We start from the raw sequence: 16,900 nt of genomic DNA, 5'->3' as shown, positions 1-16,900 counted from the left end.
GTGATTAAAAGGCTTTGGGCGACGAAGCCGCCGGTGCTGCCGGCGACGCCCACGCCGGAGCCTGCGTGAACTTCACGGCCGTGCCCTCACGCAGGCTGCCGACAGCGCTTTTGATGACAACGGCGTTTTCTGCCAGGCCCTGAACGGCCACCAGGGGTTCACCGCTGACCGTGTCGCTGCCGCGCGCGCCCAGCTCAACCGGCTTGTGCGCAACCTGCTTGTTTTCGACCACCTGCACATAGGGTGCGGGTTTGTCGGTGCGCACCGCGCTGACCGGCACCGCCAGTAGCGAGCTGCGCGCCGTGCCCAAGGTGCCTTGCGCAAACAGCCCCTGCCGCAGACCTGAAGTCCCGGCCGTGTTGTCGATGGACAGGTAGACCAGCACGCTGCGGCTGCCAGCCTGCGCGCTGGGGTTGATGCGGGCTACTGTGGCATTGACAGTCTGCGGTGTGCCTTCGATCTGTAGTGTGGCGGTCTGGCCAGGGCGTACCGTTAGTGCGTCGGCAGCGCTGAGGCTGGCTTCGAGCTCGAGCCGGCTCAAGTCCACGATCTCCAGCACCCTGGCTTCGATGCCGACACGTTCGCCGGGCTGCGCCAGCCGCTGCGCAACCTGGCCCGACAACGGCGCACGCAGCACGGTGTCGTCCAGTGACTTTTTGGCCACGGCCACGGCAGCCAGCGCTGCGTTGTGGTTGGCCTTGCCGGCGTTGAGGTTGGCCTGCGAGGCGTCCAGCGCGGTTTTGGAGATGAAGCCCTGGTTCACCAGTGCCTGGTTGTTGTCAAACTGGCGCTGCACGATGTCGATCTGCGCCTTGGCCGAGTCGGCCTGCTGCTGCGCCTGCATCACCCGCGACTGGTACTCGCTGGCGTCCACCCGCGCCACCACCTGGCCGGCCTTGACGAAGTCGCCTTCGCGCAGCGTCAGTCCTTGCAATTCACCGGCCACGCGCGCCTTGACGAAGGCCGAGTTGATGGCCTTGAGTGGGCCCGACAGCGCCATGCCCTGGCTGAGCTCGCGGGTTTTTGCCTGCACCACATCGCTGGCGGCCAACTCGACCACGGTCTGTGCCTTGGCTGCCCCGGCTGCTGCCAGGGCCTGCTGCTGAGCCCGGCGCGCCGACAGGGCGCTGACCACCGCAGCTGCCAGCAGCAACACGACCAGGCCGATGATGGCCCACTTGATCCAGCGCTTCATGCCTTGCCTTTGGCGGGTTTGCCGGCGGGCTGGACCGACAGGCCATACAAAATGGTGTCCACTTGGGCGGCGATGTACTTTTCAGCGTTGCCGAGCAGGGCCGGGTCGCCGCAGGTACCGGCAGAATGTTTGCTGAGCACCAGAAAAATCATGGGCGCAATCACGCTGTAAATCGCGTAGTCGAGGTTCAGCGGCCGAAACTCCCCGCGGTCAATGCCACGCTGCATGATGCGGCGTATCAGCGCCTGCCCTGGCTGGATCACTTCCTGCTGATAGAAGGCGGTGATGTCCGGGAAGTTGCCGGCCTCGCTCATCATCAGCTTGGTAATGCCCGAGGCGCGGGTGGCACCCACGCGGTCCCACCAGGAGGTCATGCAATAGCTCAGCATTTCGGCGGCTGTGCCTTCAAAGGTTTCGAACTCCTCGTTCCATTCCTTGAAACGACCCGAGATGTTTTCGCGGACCACGGCTTTGAAGAGCTCTTCCTTGCTTTGAAAGTAGAGAAATAGCGTGCCCTTGGAGACGCCGGCGCGGGCCGCCACTTCTTCGGCGCGGGTGGCAGCAAAGCCTTTTTCAACAAACAGATCGAGCGCGGCGTCTAGCAGTTCGCCGGGGCGTGCGTCCTTGCGGCGCTCCCGTTTGACGGACAGCGCGCTGGTTTTTTCGCAGAGAAATTTGGAGATGGACATAAGCTACTGACTAACTGGTTAGTAATGTAGCGATTCGCCAGTTGCCCGTCAAGCCGACACTATGCCGTGCAGGGTGGAAGACCGGCCCCAAGCTGACGTAAAGCTCAGGTAAAGCGATTCGCCAGCAAACCCAGCCATTCCTTGAGGACGGCGCGCGAAGCCTCCAGCCCCTCACCGGTGGGCAACCATTGCAGCACGCCGTTGCGACTGGGCAGGATGAAGCCCATGGGCGCGGGCACCACGCTAAAGCCTGCGCGTTCGAAAGCACCTACAGCGCGCGGCATGTGCCAGGCGTGGGTGACCAGCGCAATCCGCTGGACTTTGTCTTTTGCCAGCAGCGGTCTGAGGAAACGGGCGTTTTCCACCGTGTCGCGTGACTGGTTGTCGACCCAGCGCAGGGCCAGGCCGTAGTCTTGTTGCGCCGCGCGGCGTGCCACTTCGCCTTCGGACGCAACTTGTTCGCTGGCTGCGCCCCAGCCCAGTCCACCCGCAAAAGCCACGGGCAAGCCCGTTTGCCGCGCCAGCCAGGCGCCGTAGCGCAAACGCAGGGTGGCTGCGGCTGACGCTTGTGGCTCGCCATACTCGGGTGCTACCGGGTGCACGCCACCGCCCAGCACCACAATCGCCTGGGCACCGCTGTTTTTGAGCGCCGCGACCGACAGGGCGGTTTGTTGCGGCAGCAGTTTCTGCGCCAGCCAGACCGCCACCGCCTGGCAACTCGCCAGCCAGAGCAGGGTCGCCGCCGCAAAAGCCAGCAGCAGGCCGCCGGCTTTTTTGCGCGCGGCCAGCAGCAGCCCGAGCCCGGCCAGCAACAGCAGCGAGGCGGGCGGCAGCAGCAGCGTGGTCAGGATGGGCTTGAGTTCACCAGGTGCAATCATTGGAAACGCTCTCAAATTAGTAGCTGCTTGCGCCCGTGTGGTATGGGCTGGAGGGCGATTTGACCATTGGAACCGATAGGCGGGGCCGACTCTGGGGTTTTTGGGGCCGTGGGGCCGATGAACGGCTATTTTCCCGGATGATGGGTGTTTGATTGCTGGATACAAAAAAGGACGATGTATGGAACAAAACACAACAACTGAAGCAGGCGGCGCGGCCCCGCAGACCATCACGCTGGGCGGGGGCTGCTTCTGGTGCACCGAAGCGGTGTTTGTGCAGGTGCGCGGCATTGTGGATGTCGAGTCGGGCTATAGCAATGGCCATGTCAACCAGCCGACTTATGAACAAGTGTGCACCGGCACCACCGGCCACAACGAAGTCGTCAAGCTGGTCTACGACCCGGCGCAGATCAGCTTGCGCGCAATTCTGGAAATTTTCTACGTCATCCACGATCCGACCACACTCAACCGCCAGGGCAATGACAGCGGTACGCAGTACCGCAGCGGCATCTATTACTCGACGCCCGAGCAGAAGCAGGTCGCCGAGGACATGGTGAGTGCGCTGAACCGCGACAAGCTGTTCGGCAAACCCGTGGTGACCGAGGTACTGGCGCTCAGCAACTACTCCGCGGCCGAGGAATACCACCAGGACTTTTTCGAGAAAAACCCGAACCAGGGTTATTGCATGGCAGTGGCCGGGCCCAAGGTTGCGAAGTTCCGCAAGACGTTTTCGGAGTACGCGAAGGCTTGAGGACAAGGCTGTGCTGTCATCCCGGACTCGATCCGGGATCCATGGCACCGTTCTACGGCCGGCGCTTGGCCATGTAAAACCACTCTTGGCCCGGCTCCGCGCGTGGGTTGGGAAACACCACAAAGCCGTCATGCGGCGCTTTCACTTCGGCGCCGCTGTGGCGGGTGCCGATGAGCTCGCCGGCCTTCACCGCATCAAAGCTGCGCCACTCGCGCGCAAAAAGGTCGTCCGCATGTTCGCGATCGGTCACATCGACCAGGCGCAGGATCTCGCGTTCGGCAGCTGAGGTTTCCAGCGGGCGCGACACCATGTTCAGCAGCGCCAGCGTCTGCAAAATCGCGTGGCACGCGACTTGCACGCCCTGCGGGTCGTCGTGCTGGCCACATTCCAGCGTCACGCCGTAACCACCGCGCGAGCGCATGTATTCGGTGCTGCCCACGCCGTAATTCGGATTTGTTACCAGTGTCTGCGCCCGGGCCGTGCCGCCAGTGGCGGGCGCCGCAGCGCGCCGTGACACACCCCGTGCATAAGTGTCCAGCCAGCCTTCCACAATACGCGGCGCGCCGGTGCACAGGGCCAGCCGCATTTCGGCTTCGGCATGGCGGAAGGGCTCCAGCTTGCCGCTGTTGTTCTGCGGGCCGATCATCACAAACGGCGCGCCGCCGGTGTGGAAGGAATGCAGATCCAGCAACACGTCGTGGCTGTCGAGCAGCGGGCACAACACGTTGGCGATGCGGTCCTCGAAGTCCTGCGGAATCGCGCTCGGTGCCATGTTGCGGTTCAGGTTGCGGTCACCGATACGCTGCTGGCGCTGGTAGGCCAGCGGGTTGGTGACTGGCACAAAGGTGACGGTGCCGCGTTCGATGGCGAACTGGCCGTTGTTGAAGTCCTGCAGCAATTGCGTGATGGCCTTCGCGCCGCAGACCTCGTTGCCATGGACGGCACCCAGAACCAGCAGCTTCGGGCCGGGGGCCAAGCCGTGGAAGGTATGGGTGGGGAGGTGGGTGGGGCGGGGCGGTGATGCGCTGGGTTGCTTGGGTTCGGTCATGGTGCTTTGTTTATACAGCGCTTTCTGAAGGCCATGCGGCTTGAGGTTTGCCTGGCCTCTCCGGCCTTCGCTGGATGGAAAGCGGGAACTTCGCGTCTATGAGCGGCTGTGATGCTGCCTGCTTATCGACCTGACCGGTCTGCGATATGCACAAATCTGATATTCGACAAGGACTTGGCGGTTTTCGAGGTGCCCGATCTACATCGCAGCCGCCAAGCTATACCGCAGAGCGTGCGGTCCACACTACGTGAAGCTGTATGAATAACCGATTTGCGATTGTTGTCCTAGCCATGTACTTGGCAGCAACCGCAGTTGCCGCGTACATCGCAACAATTGGGAAATTCGGAGGCATTTATTTGGTTGCCCTCACCCTCCCACGGAGCCTCATCAGCGTATTCATTCTTGACGTTATTGACCCCAAGTTTCTTGACAACATGGCTTGGGGTATTGGCATATCGTTTATTGGAGTGGTTGCAAATGGCTTTATCATTTTTCGCCTGTGTTCTAGGCGTGGCGTCAAGGCCCGCAGTAAACATTCAGCCTAACCTTCACTGGTGCTGACGCCTATCGCTGGCGCACACCTCAAACGTTGGAAGATGCGCGCGATGGTTACGGGGCCTTTTAGTTAGTCGCTTTAATCTTGATGAGCAACTGAGTTCAAACGCCAGGTAATTGCCTCGAGCTGCGCAAGGCAAGTGAGCGCCCAACCAGTTCGGTAATAATGCAACCTTATTGCGTTAATGCGGCCTTCCTCCCCTCATGCCTTCCCTCTCCGACCCTATCGACACCCTGCTATCCGCCCACGGCCTGCGCCGCACCGCGGCTGCTCGCCGGGTGTTGGGCTGGCTGCTGGCGCATCCGGACACGAGTTACACCCATGCGCAGTTGCAGGCGGCGCTGGCGGGCGGGGATGAACAGCCTGGATTGCGGATCAAGTCCGCAATGACAAAGACGGGAAAGAAGACGAGGGCGGCGGACACGGCGCCGCTGGACCGCGTCACGCTGTACCGCCTGATCGACCGGCTCACCCAAGTTGGCCTGCTGCTGTGCCGCGTTGATGCCAGCCGGGTGCGGCGTTACCAGGCGATGCCGGTGGGTGTGCATGCGATGCCGCACTTTGAATGCCAGAGCTGCCACCGCGACAGCCCGCTGGAAAGCGCCTTGCAGGCCAGCGCTGAGGATCTCGACCGGGCCGCGCAATCGGCACTGGACGCGCTCAAGGCGCTCGGTTACCAGGGCATGCGCCTGGACTTTGCGGTGCGCGGCGTGTGTGCCGATTGCGCCACCGGTGCCACCCCGACAAGCACCAAGGGCGTACCGGCGTGATCAGCACCGGGCAACTGGCTTACCAGTACAGCGGTGGGACCGTGCTCCGCTTCGACGACGTGGATGTGCCGCAAGGCGGGGTGCTGCTGTTGCGTGGCGTATCCGGCTCGGGCAAGTCGACCTGGCTGGCGCTGGCGGCCGGGCTGCTGGCGCCGACGGCAGGTGACATCACCGTGGCCGGCCAGTCACTGAAAGCGTTGGGCCAAGCGGGCGGTGATGCCTGGCGCGCGACAACAATCGGTTTTCTGCCGCAAAAACTTCATCTGAGCAGCGCATTGACAGTGCATGCCAACCTCGCGCTGGCGCAGTGGGCGGCGGGGCAAGCGCAGGACGATAGGCGTATCCGCGAGACCCTCACCGCGTTGGGTGTGCATACGCTGGCGCAACGCAAGCCGTCGCAGCTCTCGGGTGGGCAGGCGCAACGTGTGGCACTGGCGCGCGCGGTGTTGCTGCAGCCCAGGGTCATTCTGGCCGATGAACCGACGGCCAGCCTGGACGACGAGGCCGCACAGCAGGCGGTGGCGCTGCTGCAGGCGACTGCGAAGCACCAGGGCGCGACTCTGGTCATCGCTACCCACGATGCGCGCGTTGCGGCCTGTCTTGATGCAAAGATTGGCTTCCAGCCCATGTCCCTGTTACGTAGTCAGCTATGAAAACAATAGCGCTGGCATGGCGCTTCCTGTGGTCCCGGCCGCTGGCTGCGGGGCTCAATGTGTTGCTGCTGAGCCTGGGGCTGGCGTCGCTGACTTTTGTGCTGCTGGCCAGCCACCAGATCGACAAGGCCTTCGAGCGCGACCTCGCCGGTATCGACGTGGTGGTGGGCGCCAAGGGCAGCCCGATGCAGTTGATTCTGTCGGGTGTGTTCCACATCGATGCGCCTACCGGCAACGTGCCGCTGGCGGCGGTGAAGGAACTTGAACAACATCCGCAGGTGGCCAAACTGATACCGATCAGCCTGGGCGACAGCTACCGCGGCTTTCGCATTGTTGGCAGTACGCCGGACTACCTCAGGCACTACCAGGCCATTTTTTTGCAGGGCGGGGTCTGGACTGCCCCCTTGCAGGCCGTGCTCGGCGCGCAGGTGGCGGCGCAAACCGGCCTGAAAGTCGGTGACCGCTTCGTCGGCAGCCACGGCCTGGCGGGCGGCGGTGACAGCCACGGCCAGACACCTTATATCGTCAGCGGCGTGCTGGCGTCCGGTGGCTCGGTGCTGGACCGGCTGGTGCTGACGGCACTGGAATCGGTCTGGCAGGTCCATGAAGACCACACGGCACTGGACGCCGAGGATCGCAAGGTGCTGGAAGAAGAGCGCGAGGTCACGCTGGCGCTGATCCGGTACCGCACACCGCTGGCGGCCGTGACCTTTCCGCGTTTTGTGAACACCACCACCGAGATGCAGGCGGCCGCGCCAGCGCTGGAGATCACGCGCCTCCTGAGGCTGATCGGCGTCGGCACCGACGTGCTGCGCGCGCTGGCCGGTGTGCTGCTGCTGACGGCCGGGCTCAGTGTCTTCATCGCGCTGTGGAGCGCTGTGCGCGAGCGCCGCGCCGACCTGGCGCTGCTGCGCATGCTGGGCGCGCCGCCGCGCAAGGTCGCGGCGCTGCTGCTGTGTGAGGCGCTGTGGCTCGCCCTGCTGGCCACGCTGATCGGCGTGCTGGCCGGGCAGGAACTGATGGCCGCGCTGGTCTGGTTTCTGCAGGTCGACAAATCCGTGCTGATCGGTGGGCTGTCCTGGCCGGTCGGGTTGTGGAGTGTCCCGGCGCTCGCCGTGGGCGTGGCGCTGCTGTCGGCGCTGCTTCCAGCGTACGAGGCGTACCGGGTCCAGGTGTTTGAACTTTTGCAATCAAGGTGAACCGAATGTCCATGAAATTAATGAAAAAAATTGCCCCAGCCCTTGCTGTGCTTGCACTTGCAGCTACTTTTTCGATAGCGCATGCGCAGCACAGCGACAAGCAAACCAAGGAGGACGTATTGCGCCACCGCGCCATGGCCACGGCGCATCAGGCTGCCGCCAAGTGCCTGGAGTCGGGCAAAAAGGAAGATGTCTGCATGAAAGACCTGCAGGCTTCCTGCAAAGGGCTGGCGGTGGGAAAATACTGTGGAATGAAACATGCGCATTGACGCGCCCCGTCTGAACCGTTTTTTGGAGAATTTCATGCGACGCATCACTTCCATTGCCTTCAAGCCCCAGTCGCTGCTGCTGGGCCTGTTGATTGCCGGCGGGTGCGCGCAAGCGCAGCTCAGTTCGCCCTTGCCACCGGGCAGCAGCAAACCCGCCGCGCCGGCGGCTGCGGCCGGCGCAGGCTTGCCGGCCGGGCAGGGTGCCGGTGTGCATGGTGCCAACAGCCCGTTTGCGCCACTGGCCCCGCGCGATGACGTGTTGGCCTGGTCGGTGCTGACCGATGTCAAGACAAAAAACGAGAAGAACCGCATCCTGCCGGTGTTTACCGCCGGCCAGCTCGACATGAACGGCAAGACCCAGCGTATCCAGGGTTTCATGATGCCGCTGGAGCCGGGCAAAAAGCAGCGCCATTTCCTGCTGTCGTCGGTGCCGCTGAGTTGCTCGTTCTGCCTGCCGGGCGGGCCCGAGAGCATGGTCGAGGTCAAAACCAAAACACCTGTCGAATACAGCATGGACGCTGTGGTGGTCGAGGGCCGCTTGCAGGTGCTGCATGACGACCCGTATGGCCTGTATTACCGTATCAACGATGCGGTCACGGTGAAGTAAACGCACATGGTGATCCGGCGCATGGCGTGGCGGGCGGTCTGGGGCTATCTGGCCCTGGCGCTGCTGCTCGCGCCCATGCTGGGCCTGATGCACGGCGTGGTGCACGGCGCGGGTGGCTCGCTTCTCGCGACACACGCGCATGCCCTTGACGACGGCAGCTACGCGCATGAACATGCCGATGGACAGGGCTGGCAGGCCGATTTGTTTTCGATCCACGCCGATGATTCCGACTGCCGCGTTTACGACCAGCTGTGCCACAGCGGGGTTTTGCCGGCTCCGCCCGCGCTGGTGCTGCCGGTTGTTTTGTCTTCCTTTGTTTTCCATTTTCTCGAGGGCGAAGTACTCGCCCGCCGGGCCGCGCTTTTTGAAGCGCGTGGCCCGCCCCTGACTCGCTGAATCCTTACGGATCTTCTGCGTAACCCACCGCGTGTCCGGCATCCGCAGGATCGGGCGGTCTGCGGCGTTGCAATCCTTGCCAATAGTCACGCTATTGGCTGCAAATTGCGCCTTGCATCCCATCCCACCCTGCGGCGCCAGTCACGGCGCTGAGTTCCGCAAAGGATCCGAAGTTCTCCAGGCCCGGCTGCGGCCTGCCTGGGGTGTTCTTTCCCGATTCAACGAGTCCCCATGAAAAAATTATTTCCCCGCAGCGCCGTCGGCGCGCTGACCCTGTTCGCGCTCGGCTGCCCGCTGGCGCAGGCGCAGACGGCTGCATCTTCCCTGAAAGAAATCACCGTGACCGGCAACCCGCTGGGCGCGGTTGATCTGATCGCGCCAGCCACGCAGTATTCCGGCGACGGCTTGCTGCTGCGTTCAAAAACCACGCTTGGTGAAACGCTGGACGGCACGCCCGGTGTCAGCAGCACCTATTTCGGCCCCAATGCCAGCCGGCCCATCATCCGCGGGCTGGACGGCGACCGCATCCGCATTCTGGCCAATGGCGGGGGTTCGCTCGACGCGTCCAGCCTCAGCTACGACCACTCGGTGACCAGCGACCCTCTGAGCATCGAGCGCATCGAGGTGCTGCGCGGACCCGGTGCGCTGCTCTATGGCGGCAGCGCCGTCGGTGGTGTGGTCAACGTGATCGACAACCGCATCCCGCGCGAGGCGCAGTTTGACGACAAGGGCGGCATCAGCGGCAAGGTTGATGTCAACGCCGCCACCGGCAATTCGGAGCGCGGCAAGGGTGTGTTGCTCGAAGGCGGCAACAAGCGCTACAGCCTGCATGTTGATGCGTTCGACCGCCAGACCAGCGACGCAAAGGTGCCGCGCGAGCTGAACTGCACCAAGGCCGGCGTCACGACAACTGCGCAACGCATCTGCAATTCGGCCAGCGAGGTTAGCGGCGGCGCGGTCGGCGGCTCGGTGTTTTTCGATCATGGCTACCTGGGTGCCTCAGCCAGCATCTACCGTAGCATCTATGGCACGGTGGCCGAAGACGAGGTCACCATTGGCATGAAGTCCAACCGCTACGCGCTTGAGGGCGAGCTGCGCAACCTGGGCGGCCCGCTACAAAGCATCAAGGGTCAATACAGCCAGACCGACTACGGGCATACAGAGTTTGAAGGCACCACAGCGGGCACCGTCTTCAAGAACAAGGGCAGCGACTTCCGGCTGGAGGCGCGCCATGCGAAGGTCGGCAATCTTGACGGCGTGTTTGGTTTCCAGACCGAGTCGAACCGCTTTTCTGCCGACGGTGCCGAGGCTTTTGCGCCTTACAGCAAGACCTCGCAGTCGGCTATTTTTGCCTATGAAGAGTTGGGTATGTCTTGGGGGAAACTGAGCTTGGGCGGACGCTTGGAGTCGGTCCAGGTCGAGTCTTTCGGCAACCCGGGCGTTGCGCGCTTCACCCCGGCGACCAGGGACTTCAAGCCTGGCAGTTATGCCCTGGGTGGTTTGTGGAATGTTGCACCGGGCTGGCAGATCACCAGCAACCTGGCGCACACCGAGCGCGCGCCCAAGGACTACGAGCTGTTTGCCGACGGCCCGCACATCGCGACTGCAGCCTATGAAGTCGGTAATGCGAACTTGGCCAAAGAGCAGTCGAACAACATTGACGTGGGCGCGGCCTGGAAGTCGGGCGGCCACAGCTTCAAGCTGAACACCTATGTGAGTCGCTTCAAGAATTACATTGCGTTGAACCAGACCCCCGGCCTGACGCGCAATGCCGAGGACGGCGAACTCAATCCGGTGGAAGACCTGGGCAACCCGGGCTTCACCGCGTCGGGCGCCGAGTTCAACCCGTTGGCTGAGTTCCGCTACGAGCAGGTGAGGGCGCGTTTTACCGGCGTCGAGGCCAGCGGCAACATTCGCCTGCTCGAAGGTGCCTCGCGAGTGGATCTGGCGCTGCGCGGCGACATGGTGCGCGCCACCAATTTGAGCAACGGCCGGCATCTGCCGCGCATCGCGCCCTGGCGTGTGGGCGCGTCTCTGCTTTGGGCCGGCGGACCCTGGGGCGCGAACTTTGGCTTTGACCACAACGCTGCGCAGAAGCGCGTGCCCGCTGCACCGACCGGCGAGACCGGCGCCTACACCCTGTGGAATGCAGCGGCGACTTACCGCGTGAAAGCTGGCGCGGGCAGGCTGATGTGGTACGTCCGGCTCGACAACCTCACCGACAAACTGGCCTACAGCGCGACTTCTGTGCTGACGAGCACAGCGTTTCCGAAAGCCCCTTTGCCAGGTCGCAGTTTGAAGGTCGGATTGCAGGCGAGTTTCTAACTAGCGTCACGCTGCGGCTGTGGTCCGCTTCGGCCAGTAGTTCCAACTCCCCACTCCCTCCCCTAACCCCTCCCTCGCCCCGCTGGGCGATGGAGGGGGACTTCATTTGGCCGGGTGCGCTGCGCTCGCGTGCAAACATGACGGCCACTTGGGATTCCCATGCAGGAAGCGCTTTGCGCTTCCTGCACTCCGGATTGAATTCGGTATTGGTATTGGATGTTTGTCGTCTTCCCCCACCCGTCGGGCTGGGCCGAGGAGCGCAGCCGACAACGGATCAGGGCGAGCGATTGTCTGAGCGCAGCGAGTTCGAGCTCGACCCCGTTTTCGGCGAGCACCGCAGGTTGCCCGCAGCGAAGCGGCGGGACCCGGACCATCGGGTCGCCTTTCTTTTGGGTACTTTTCTTTGGCGAGACAAAGAAAAGTGAGTTGCTGCCGGGCAACCCCCGGCCAGCAGGTGCAGGCACACGCTCAAAGTACGAGAAGCAAAGAGGGATCCCGGACAGGTCCAGGATGAAAAGCGAAAACCTGGCGCCGCTCCCGAAAAGCCCCCTTGCCGGCGCAGATAATCGCCGCACGAATTCGCCGGTTTTTGCGTCCCTGGTCCCCGTGGTGCTTCTGATTGCTATTGGTTTTATAGCTGGACGTGCAGGCTGGATAAGGGCTGCAGGCACAAAAGACCTTGGAAATCTGGTGTTTCTGGTGCTCACGCCGGTGCTGCTGTTTCGCACCATGAGCCAGGTGCACATCGAGCAGCTCGACTTCAGGCCGGTGCTGGCCTACTTTGTCGCCGCCTTTTTGCTTTTTGCCGGCACCCTGCTGGTGCAGGGCTTCAACCGCCGAGCGGCAGTCCTCGCGCTTGCAGCGACTTTTTCCAACACGGTGATGATCGGCATCCCGCTGGTCAACCTGATGTACGGACCGGAAGGGCTGATCACGCTACTGACACTGATCTCGGTGCATTCGCTGGTGCTGCTGACCAGCGCGGTGGTGGTGCTGGAGCTGGCGGTAGCGCATGAGCAAAACGGTCAGCCAGGCGCCGGCACCGACCGGGCGGCGTTGCGCCGGCGCTCGGTGTAGGCGGTGTTGGGTGCTTTCAGGAATGCGGTATTCCATCCGGTGCCTCTGCCCATCATCTGCGGGCTGGTGTTCGCGCAGACCTCGCTGAACATTCCCGCTGTGATCAACCGGCCGCTGGAACTGTTGGCCAATGCTTTCGGCCCGCTGGCCTTGCTGCTGGTCGGCGTGACGCTCGCCTTGTCGCAGGTCGGCCGGTACTGGCGCCAGGCGCTGGCGCTGACCGGCTTGAAAAACCTGTTGCATCCGCTGCTGGTGGCCCTGCTGTGCCGGCTACTGGGTGTTGACGGGGTGCCCATGGCGGCCATGGTTGTGGTGGCCGCCTTGCCCATAGGTGCCAATGTGTTCATGTTTTCCCAGCGTTACGGCGTGGCCGAGGACCTGATCACCGCCAGTGTGCTGGTGTCCACCGTGATGGCGCTGCTGACCCTGACGCTGGTGGTCCTGCTCTTGCCTTAGGCGTCTGGGCGGCCGAAGCAAGACCGGCACGATAGGCTGGCAGTTAAACTCTCAGGAGTTACAAAATTGTCATTGAATTGACACATTTTCCCAGGAGTTGAAGATGCTGTTTGGCAGGCTTTTGCCGCGTGAAGGCAATTTTTTCGAATTGTTTAACCAGCATGCCGACCGCATCGTCGAGGCGGCCCGTGCTTTTTCCAATCTCGTTGCCAACTACAGCGACATCGAAAAACGGGAAAGCTACAACCGTGAGGTTGACACCGCGGAACGTGCTGCCGACCGGATCACCCAGGAGGTGAACCGCATGCTGCACAAGACCTTCATCACGCCTATCGACCGCGAGCAAATCCACTCGCTGATCAACACCATGGACGACGTGGCCGACCTGATTCAGGATTCCGCCGAAACCATGGCGCTGTACGACGTGCGCCACATGACCGATGACATCGTGCGGCTGACCGACCTCAGCGTCAAATGCTGCGAACGCCTGAAGGACGCGGTGGCGCTGATCGACAAGCTCAGCGACGCGGCCACGGCCGAGGCCGCGCTCAAGACCTGCGAAGAGATCGACAAGCTCGAATCGGACGCCGACCGCGTGATGCGCTCGGCCATGAGCAAGTTGTTCCGCGAAGAGCCTGATGTGCGCGAGGTCATCAAGCTCAAAGCGATCTATGAATTGCTGGAGACCATCACTGACAAATGTGAAGACGTGGCCAACCTGATTGAGGGCATCGTCCTCGAAAATTCATAGGCTTGCGGCAAGTATGGAAACCGTCCAAACTGCCCTGTGGATTGTGGTCATGCTGGTGGCGCTGGCGATTGCCTTCGACTTTATGAACGGCTTTCACGATGCGGCCAACTCCATTGCGACCGTGGTTTCGACCGGCGTGCTCAAACCCGGTCAGGCCGTGTTGTTTGCGGCGTTTTTCAACTTTATTGCCATCTTCATTTTTCATTTGAGTGTGGCCGCCACCGTGGGTAAGGGCATCGTGCAACCGGGCATTGTCGATACCCACGTGGTGTTCGGCGCGCTGACAGGTGCCATCAGCTGGAACCTGCTCACCTGGTACTACGGCATACCCAGCAGTTCGTCCCACGCACTGATTGGTGGCATCGTCGGCGCGGTGATGGCCAAGTCGGGCGCTGGCGCCCTGGTTGCCACCGGTGTCCTGAAAACCGTGGCCTTTATTTTTGTGTCACCGCTGCTGGGTTTTTTGCTTGGGTCATTGATGATGGTTGTTGTGGCCTGGGCCTTTCGCCGTGCCACGCCCTCGCGGGTGGACCGCTGGTTCCGTCGCATGCAACTGGTCTCGGCGGGCGCATACAGTCTGGGCCATGGTGGCAACGACGCGCAAAAAACCATAGGCATTATCTGGATGCTGTTGATTGCCACGGGCTACACCTCGGTCAATGACGCGGCGCCACCGACCTGGACGATTGTGAGTTGTTACGTCGCGATTGCTGCGGGCACCATGTTTGGCGGTTGGCGCATCGTGAAAACCATGGGCCAAAAGATCACCAAGCTCAAGCCGGTTGGCGGTTTCTGCGCGGAAACCGGCGGAGCGATCACCTTGTTTCTGGCCACTGGCCTGGGCATTCCGGTATCGACCACACACACCATCACAGGCGCCATCGTCGGTGTCGGCTCGACCCAGCGCGCCTCGGCGGTTCGCTGGGGCGTGGCGGGCAACATTGTCTGGGCCTGGATCTTCACGATACCGGCATCGGCCCTTGTCGCGGCGATTGCCTACTGGGTCAGCCTGCAGTTGTTCTGAGCCTCACACATTTAATGTTCTGGCGGACCTCTTTACCAGCCGGGGACGCGGGTCCGGCTCCGCCGGCCCGCAGGCGCATCACTCCATAGGGGGCAGAGAGCTACGCGCAGCGAGCGAACGTGGAGGCGCTATTTCAGAGGCTGCGAAATTTTCCGGGCTTCTTCAACCTGGTACTCAAAGTAACGCTGAAAGCTGAAGACGATGCTGGACATCAGGGCAATGGTGCCGAACAGCAGCGCAAGCACAATGGCCGCCATGGTCAGCCAGTTGGTTCTGCCGGGAGCGGCATCCGGCGTTGCGGCGGGGTTGTGCCGGGCATTCCATTTTTCAGGCGCCATCAGGCCGTAATAAATCGCCGTCAGCGCCGTGCCGGCCAGGGTAAATCCAAGGATTGGAATCAGCGCCCACGCGAGCTGGTCGTCCTGGCCGTACATCCGCACCCTTTCGACGCCCCACCAACCCAGCGCGGCGGCGATCGGGTGCAGCCAAGCCAACATGTCGCCTAGTCCATACAGGTAGAGGCGGTGAATGCCCAACTGGCCGCCGGCCAAAGCCAGCCAGGACGCCAGGGTTTTGTTCTTGTTTTTCATGGAGTCCGTCAGAGTGGGGAGGGGGGAGGCGAGGCTTCTGGGAAGCCGGTCGGTGGCACGGTGTCGCCGGCACCCAGCGTTTTTTGCATGATTACGATATCACGCCAGGCGCCGAACTTCCAGCCGCAGGACGCGACGATGCCGACTTGCGTAAATCCGAGGGCGCGATGCAGTCCGACCGAGCCGGCGTTCGCGGAGTCGCCGATGATGGCCATGATTTTGCGGATGCCTGCGCTTTCGCAGCGCGCCAGCAGTTCCGACAGCAGGGCGCGGCCGACGCCCTTGCCGCCCGCGTCAGGCGCCAGGTAGATGGAATCTTCAACCGAATAGCGGTAGGCTGGCCGCGGCTTGAACCAGTTGCCGTAAGCAAAGCCGACGACGGTGCCGGCCTCCTCGGCGACCAGGTAGGGCAGGCCCTTGGACAACACGTCGGCGCGGCGTGTGCCCATGTCGGCCACGCTGGGGGGCTCGGTTTCAAAGGTGCCGGTGCCATGCAGCACATGGTGCGCATAAATGGTGGCGATGGCGGGGAGGTCGTCTTCGCGGCTGGGTCGTATCAGGGGCATGACTGGGCTCAGAAAAGAAGGCCGGGAGGCCGATGGAAGGGAATTACGGAGCGCGGGTTATAATCTGCGGCTTTGCAGCATTTCGCTGGCCGGGTGCCATGTCGTGTGTCTCAATCGCTGCAGGAACATTTTGGGGTGATTTTTTTTCACCCCGCCACCCGAAGGATAAATCATGGTCGTCATTCGACTCTCGCGCGGCGGTTCTAAACACCGTCCTTTTTTCAATATTGTTGTGGCTGACAAACGTGTTCGCCGCGATGGCCGTTTCATCGAGCGCATTGGTTTTTACAACCCGATCGCCAAGGGTGGCGAAGAAGGCCTGCGCATTGAGCAGGACCGTCTGACCCACTGGCTCGGCGTAGGCGCACAAGCCTCGCCTACTGTGGAACGCCTGGTCAAGCAGGGCGCTGCCGCAGCCCCCAAAGCCGCCTGATTTTCCCGGTCGCCAGATGCTTCCGGGCTTAGAGTCCTCGGGTCTGCCTGAGGACGCCATCGAAGTCGGGCGTATTCTTGACGCCTGGGGCGTCAAGGGCTGGGTCAAAATCCTGCCGCACAGCGCCTCTTCCGAGGCGCTTTTCACTTCCGTTCGGTGGTTTCTCCAGCCGCCCGAAGCCAAACACCGGCCGGGTTTTGATGCTTTTGCCGGTACGGTGATCCTGACGGTCAGCGAATCCAAAACCCATTCCGACTCCGTTGTCGCCAAATTCGAGGGCATCGACGATCGCACGCCGGCGGAGGCGCTTCGCGGCGCGCGGATTTTTGTGCCGCGCAGTGCCTTCCCGAAAGCCGGCAAGGACGAGTATTACTGGGTGGACCTGCTGGGCCTGAACGTCCTCAACCGTGAAGGTGTGGCGCTGGGCTGCGTGCGCGACCTGATGGCAACCGGCCCGCATTCCGTGCTGTGTGTCGAATACACCGACGAAGGCCAGACGCTTGAGCGCATGATTCCCTTTGTGGCCGCATATGTGGATGGCGTGGACTTACCCGGCAAGACCATCAATGTCGACTGGCAGCCTGATTACTAGGGCCCCCGAGTTAGAGCCCCCACGCTTGTCGCTTCGCGTACTGCGCTGCCCCCCGAGGGGGCGCTGCGCCTGCGGCCC

The 16,900-nt window shown here is 62.5% G+C and carries 18 protein-coding genes and 1 pseudogene; 13 read left to right on the top strand and 6 right to left on the bottom strand.

Annotated elements, in window-relative coordinates; genetic code table 11:
- Positions 1–4: 4 nt before the first annotated feature.
- From IEX16_RS09175 to IEX16_RS09165, 3 genes are all read right to left on the bottom strand, one after another.
- Positions 5–1,195 carry an efflux RND transporter periplasmic adaptor subunit gene (locus IEX16_RS09175; RefSeq protein WP_188708055.1) on the bottom strand — a complete coding sequence of 397 codons (1,191 nt, stop codon included), beginning with the start codon at positions 1,193–1,195 and terminating at the stop codon, positions 5–7.
- The gene (locus IEX16_RS09170; protein ID WP_188708053.1) at positions 1,192–1,884 is read right to left on the bottom strand and encodes a TetR/AcrR family transcriptional regulator; all 693 of its coding nucleotides are present in this window, start codon (positions 1,882–1,884) and stop codon (positions 1,192–1,194) included. Before IEX16_RS09170 ends, IEX16_RS09175 begins: the two co-directional genes overlap by 4 nt.
- Positions 1,885–1,988: 104 nt before the next feature.
- Entirely contained in the window at positions 1,989–2,762 is a 774-nt protein-coding gene (locus IEX16_RS09165; RefSeq protein WP_229676265.1) for a YdcF family protein, read from the bottom strand.
- 178 nt (positions 2,763–2,940) lie between these two features.
- Here IEX16_RS09165 and msrA point away from each other — a divergent pair, with 178 nt between their 5' ends.
- Complete coding sequence (msrA, locus tag IEX16_RS09160; RefSeq protein WP_188708051.1) at positions 2,941–3,510, top strand: peptide-methionine (S)-S-oxide reductase MsrA; 570 nt, start codon at positions 2,941–2,943, stop codon at positions 3,508–3,510.
- A gap of 52 nt (positions 3,511–3,562) precedes the next feature.
- Here msrA and IEX16_RS09155 read toward each other — a convergent pair whose 3' ends face one another.
- The gene (locus IEX16_RS09155; protein WP_188708050.1) at positions 3,563–4,558 is read right to left on the bottom strand and encodes a succinylglutamate desuccinylase/aspartoacylase family protein; all 996 of its coding nucleotides are present in this window, start codon (positions 4,556–4,558) and stop codon (positions 3,563–3,565) included.
- Between the two features lie 759 nt (positions 4,559–5,317).
- Here IEX16_RS09155 and IEX16_RS09150 point away from each other — a divergent pair.
- The 10 genes and pseudogenes from IEX16_RS09150 (at position 5,318) to IEX16_RS09105 (ending at position 14,641) form a co-directional block, all read left to right on the top strand.
- A complete protein-coding gene (locus IEX16_RS09150; protein ID WP_188708049.1) occupies positions 5,318–5,884 on the top strand; it encodes a Fur family transcriptional regulator in 567 nt (188 codons plus the stop codon).
- Positions 5,881–6,537 carry an ABC transporter ATP-binding protein gene (locus IEX16_RS09145; RefSeq protein ID WP_188708048.1) on the top strand — a complete coding sequence of 219 codons (657 nt, stop codon included), beginning with the start codon at positions 5,881–5,883 and terminating at the stop codon, positions 6,535–6,537. Before IEX16_RS09150 ends, IEX16_RS09145 begins: the two co-directional genes overlap by 4 nt.
- Positions 6,534–7,736 (top strand): ABC transporter permease, encoded by a 1,203-nt coding sequence (locus IEX16_RS09140; protein ID WP_188708047.1) that lies wholly within the window; start codon positions 6,534–6,536, stop codon positions 7,734–7,736. The genes IEX16_RS09145 and IEX16_RS09140 overlap by 4 nt, the downstream gene beginning before the upstream one ends.
- Positions 7,737–7,756: 20 nt before the next feature.
- The gene (locus IEX16_RS09135; protein WP_188708210.1) at positions 7,757–8,005 is read left to right on the top strand and encodes a hypothetical protein; all 249 of its coding nucleotides are present in this window, start codon (positions 7,757–7,759) and stop codon (positions 8,003–8,005) included.
- A 34-nt stretch (positions 8,006–8,039) separates the two neighbouring features.
- The gene (locus IEX16_RS09130; RefSeq protein ID WP_188708046.1) at positions 8,040–8,612 is read left to right on the top strand and encodes a DUF3299 domain-containing protein; all 573 of its coding nucleotides are present in this window, start codon (positions 8,040–8,042) and stop codon (positions 8,610–8,612) included.
- Positions 8,613–8,618: 6 nt separating this feature from the next.
- Positions 8,619–9,008 carry a hypothetical protein gene (locus tag IEX16_RS09125; protein WP_188708045.1) on the top strand — a complete coding sequence of 130 codons (390 nt, stop codon included), beginning with the start codon at positions 8,619–8,621 and terminating at the stop codon, positions 9,006–9,008.
- Positions 9,009–9,239: 231 nt separating this feature from the next.
- Positions 9,240–11,333 carry a TonB-dependent receptor gene (locus tag IEX16_RS09120; RefSeq protein ID WP_188708044.1) on the top strand — a complete coding sequence of 698 codons (2,094 nt, stop codon included), beginning with the start codon at positions 9,240–9,242 and terminating at the stop codon, positions 11,331–11,333.
- Between the two features lie 510 nt (positions 11,334–11,843).
- A pseudogene (locus IEX16_RS09115) lies at positions 11,844–12,866 on the top strand (AEC family transporter).
- Between the two features lie 103 nt (positions 12,867–12,969).
- Positions 12,970–13,617, top strand: coding sequence for a DUF47 domain-containing protein (locus IEX16_RS09110; RefSeq protein WP_188708042.1), 648 nt, complete (start codon positions 12,970–12,972; stop codon positions 13,615–13,617).
- A gap of 13 nt (positions 13,618–13,630) precedes the next feature.
- Positions 13,631–14,641: an inorganic phosphate transporter gene (locus IEX16_RS09105; RefSeq protein WP_188708040.1), complete on the top strand. Its 1,011-nt coding sequence runs from the start codon at positions 13,631–13,633 to the stop codon at positions 14,639–14,641.
- Between the two features lie 128 nt (positions 14,642–14,769).
- Here IEX16_RS09105 and IEX16_RS09100 read toward each other — a convergent pair whose 3' ends face one another.
- Positions 14,770–15,231, bottom strand: coding sequence for a hypothetical protein (locus IEX16_RS09100; RefSeq protein WP_188708038.1), 462 nt, complete (start codon positions 15,229–15,231; stop codon positions 14,770–14,772).
- A gap of 8 nt (positions 15,232–15,239) precedes the next feature.
- Complete coding sequence (locus IEX16_RS09095; RefSeq protein ID WP_188708036.1) at positions 15,240–15,797, bottom strand: GNAT family N-acetyltransferase; 558 nt, start codon at positions 15,795–15,797, stop codon at positions 15,240–15,242.
- Between the two features lie 172 nt (positions 15,798–15,969).
- Here IEX16_RS09095 and rpsP point away from each other — a divergent pair, with 172 nt between their 5' ends.
- Together rpsP and rimM are read left to right on the top strand one after the other, a co-directional pair.
- Complete coding sequence (rpsP, locus tag IEX16_RS09090; RefSeq protein WP_188708034.1) at positions 15,970–16,230, top strand: 30S ribosomal protein S16; 261 nt, start codon at positions 15,970–15,972, stop codon at positions 16,228–16,230.
- Positions 16,231–16,246: 16 nt separating this feature from the next.
- Positions 16,247–16,822, top strand: a complete 576-nt coding sequence (gene rimM, locus IEX16_RS09085) for a ribosome maturation factor RimM (RefSeq protein ID WP_188708033.1) — start codon at positions 16,247–16,249, stop codon at positions 16,820–16,822.
- The last annotated feature ends 78 nt before the right edge of the window (positions 16,823–16,900 follow it).

The organism is Polaromonas eurypsychrophila (assembly GCF_014641715.1).
Lineage (GTDB): Bacteria > Pseudomonadota > Gammaproteobacteria > Burkholderiales > Burkholderiaceae_C > Polaromonas > Polaromonas eurypsychrophila.
The sequence above is the reverse complement of the archived record's forward strand: the minus strand, read 5'-3'. Positions and strand labels throughout refer to the sequence as shown.

Coding starts and splice junctions, on each gene's coding strand:
- IEX16_RS09175 (WP_188708055.1), bottom strand. CDS start 1,195: ATGAAGCGCTGGATCAAGTGGGCCATCATCGGCCTGGTCGTGTTGCTG.
- IEX16_RS09170 (WP_188708053.1), bottom strand. CDS start 1,884: ATGTCCATCTCCAAATTTCTCTGCGAAAAAACCAGCGCGCTGTCCGTC.
- IEX16_RS09165 (WP_229676265.1), bottom strand. CDS start 2,762: ATGATTGCACCTGGTGAACTCAAGCCCATCCTGACCACGCTGCTGCTG.
- msrA (WP_188708051.1), top strand. CDS start 2,941: ATGGAACAAAACACAACAACTGAAGCAGGCGGCGCGGCCCCGCAGACC.
- IEX16_RS09155 (WP_188708050.1), bottom strand. CDS start 4,558: ATGACCGAACCCAAGCAACCCAGCGCATCACCGCCCCGCCCCACCCAC.
- IEX16_RS09150 (WP_188708049.1), top strand. CDS start 5,318: ATGCCTTCCCTCTCCGACCCTATCGACACCCTGCTATCCGCCCACGGC.
- IEX16_RS09140 (WP_188708047.1), top strand. CDS start 6,534: ATGAAAACAATAGCGCTGGCATGGCGCTTCCTGTGGTCCCGGCCGCTG.
- IEX16_RS09135 (WP_188708210.1), top strand. CDS start 7,757: ATGAAAAAAATTGCCCCAGCCCTTGCTGTGCTTGCACTTGCAGCTACT.
- IEX16_RS09130 (WP_188708046.1), top strand. CDS start 8,040: ATGCGACGCATCACTTCCATTGCCTTCAAGCCCCAGTCGCTGCTGCTG.
- IEX16_RS09125 (WP_188708045.1), top strand. CDS start 8,619: ATGGTGATCCGGCGCATGGCGTGGCGGGCGGTCTGGGGCTATCTGGCC.
- IEX16_RS09120 (WP_188708044.1), top strand. CDS start 9,240: ATGAAAAAATTATTTCCCCGCAGCGCCGTCGGCGCGCTGACCCTGTTC.
- IEX16_RS09110 (WP_188708042.1), top strand. CDS start 12,970: ATGCTGTTTGGCAGGCTTTTGCCGCGTGAAGGCAATTTTTTCGAATTG.
- IEX16_RS09105 (WP_188708040.1), top strand. CDS start 13,631: ATGGAAACCGTCCAAACTGCCCTGTGGATTGTGGTCATGCTGGTGGCG.
- IEX16_RS09100 (WP_188708038.1), bottom strand. CDS start 15,231: ATGAAAAACAAGAACAAAACCCTGGCGTCCTGGCTGGCTTTGGCCGGC.
- IEX16_RS09095 (WP_188708036.1), bottom strand. CDS start 15,797: ATGCCCCTGATACGACCCAGCCGCGAAGACGACCTCCCCGCCATCGCC.
- rpsP (WP_188708034.1), top strand. CDS start 15,970: ATGGTCGTCATTCGACTCTCGCGCGGCGGTTCTAAACACCGTCCTTTT.
- rimM (WP_188708033.1), top strand. CDS start 16,247: ATGCTTCCGGGCTTAGAGTCCTCGGGTCTGCCTGAGGACGCCATCGAA.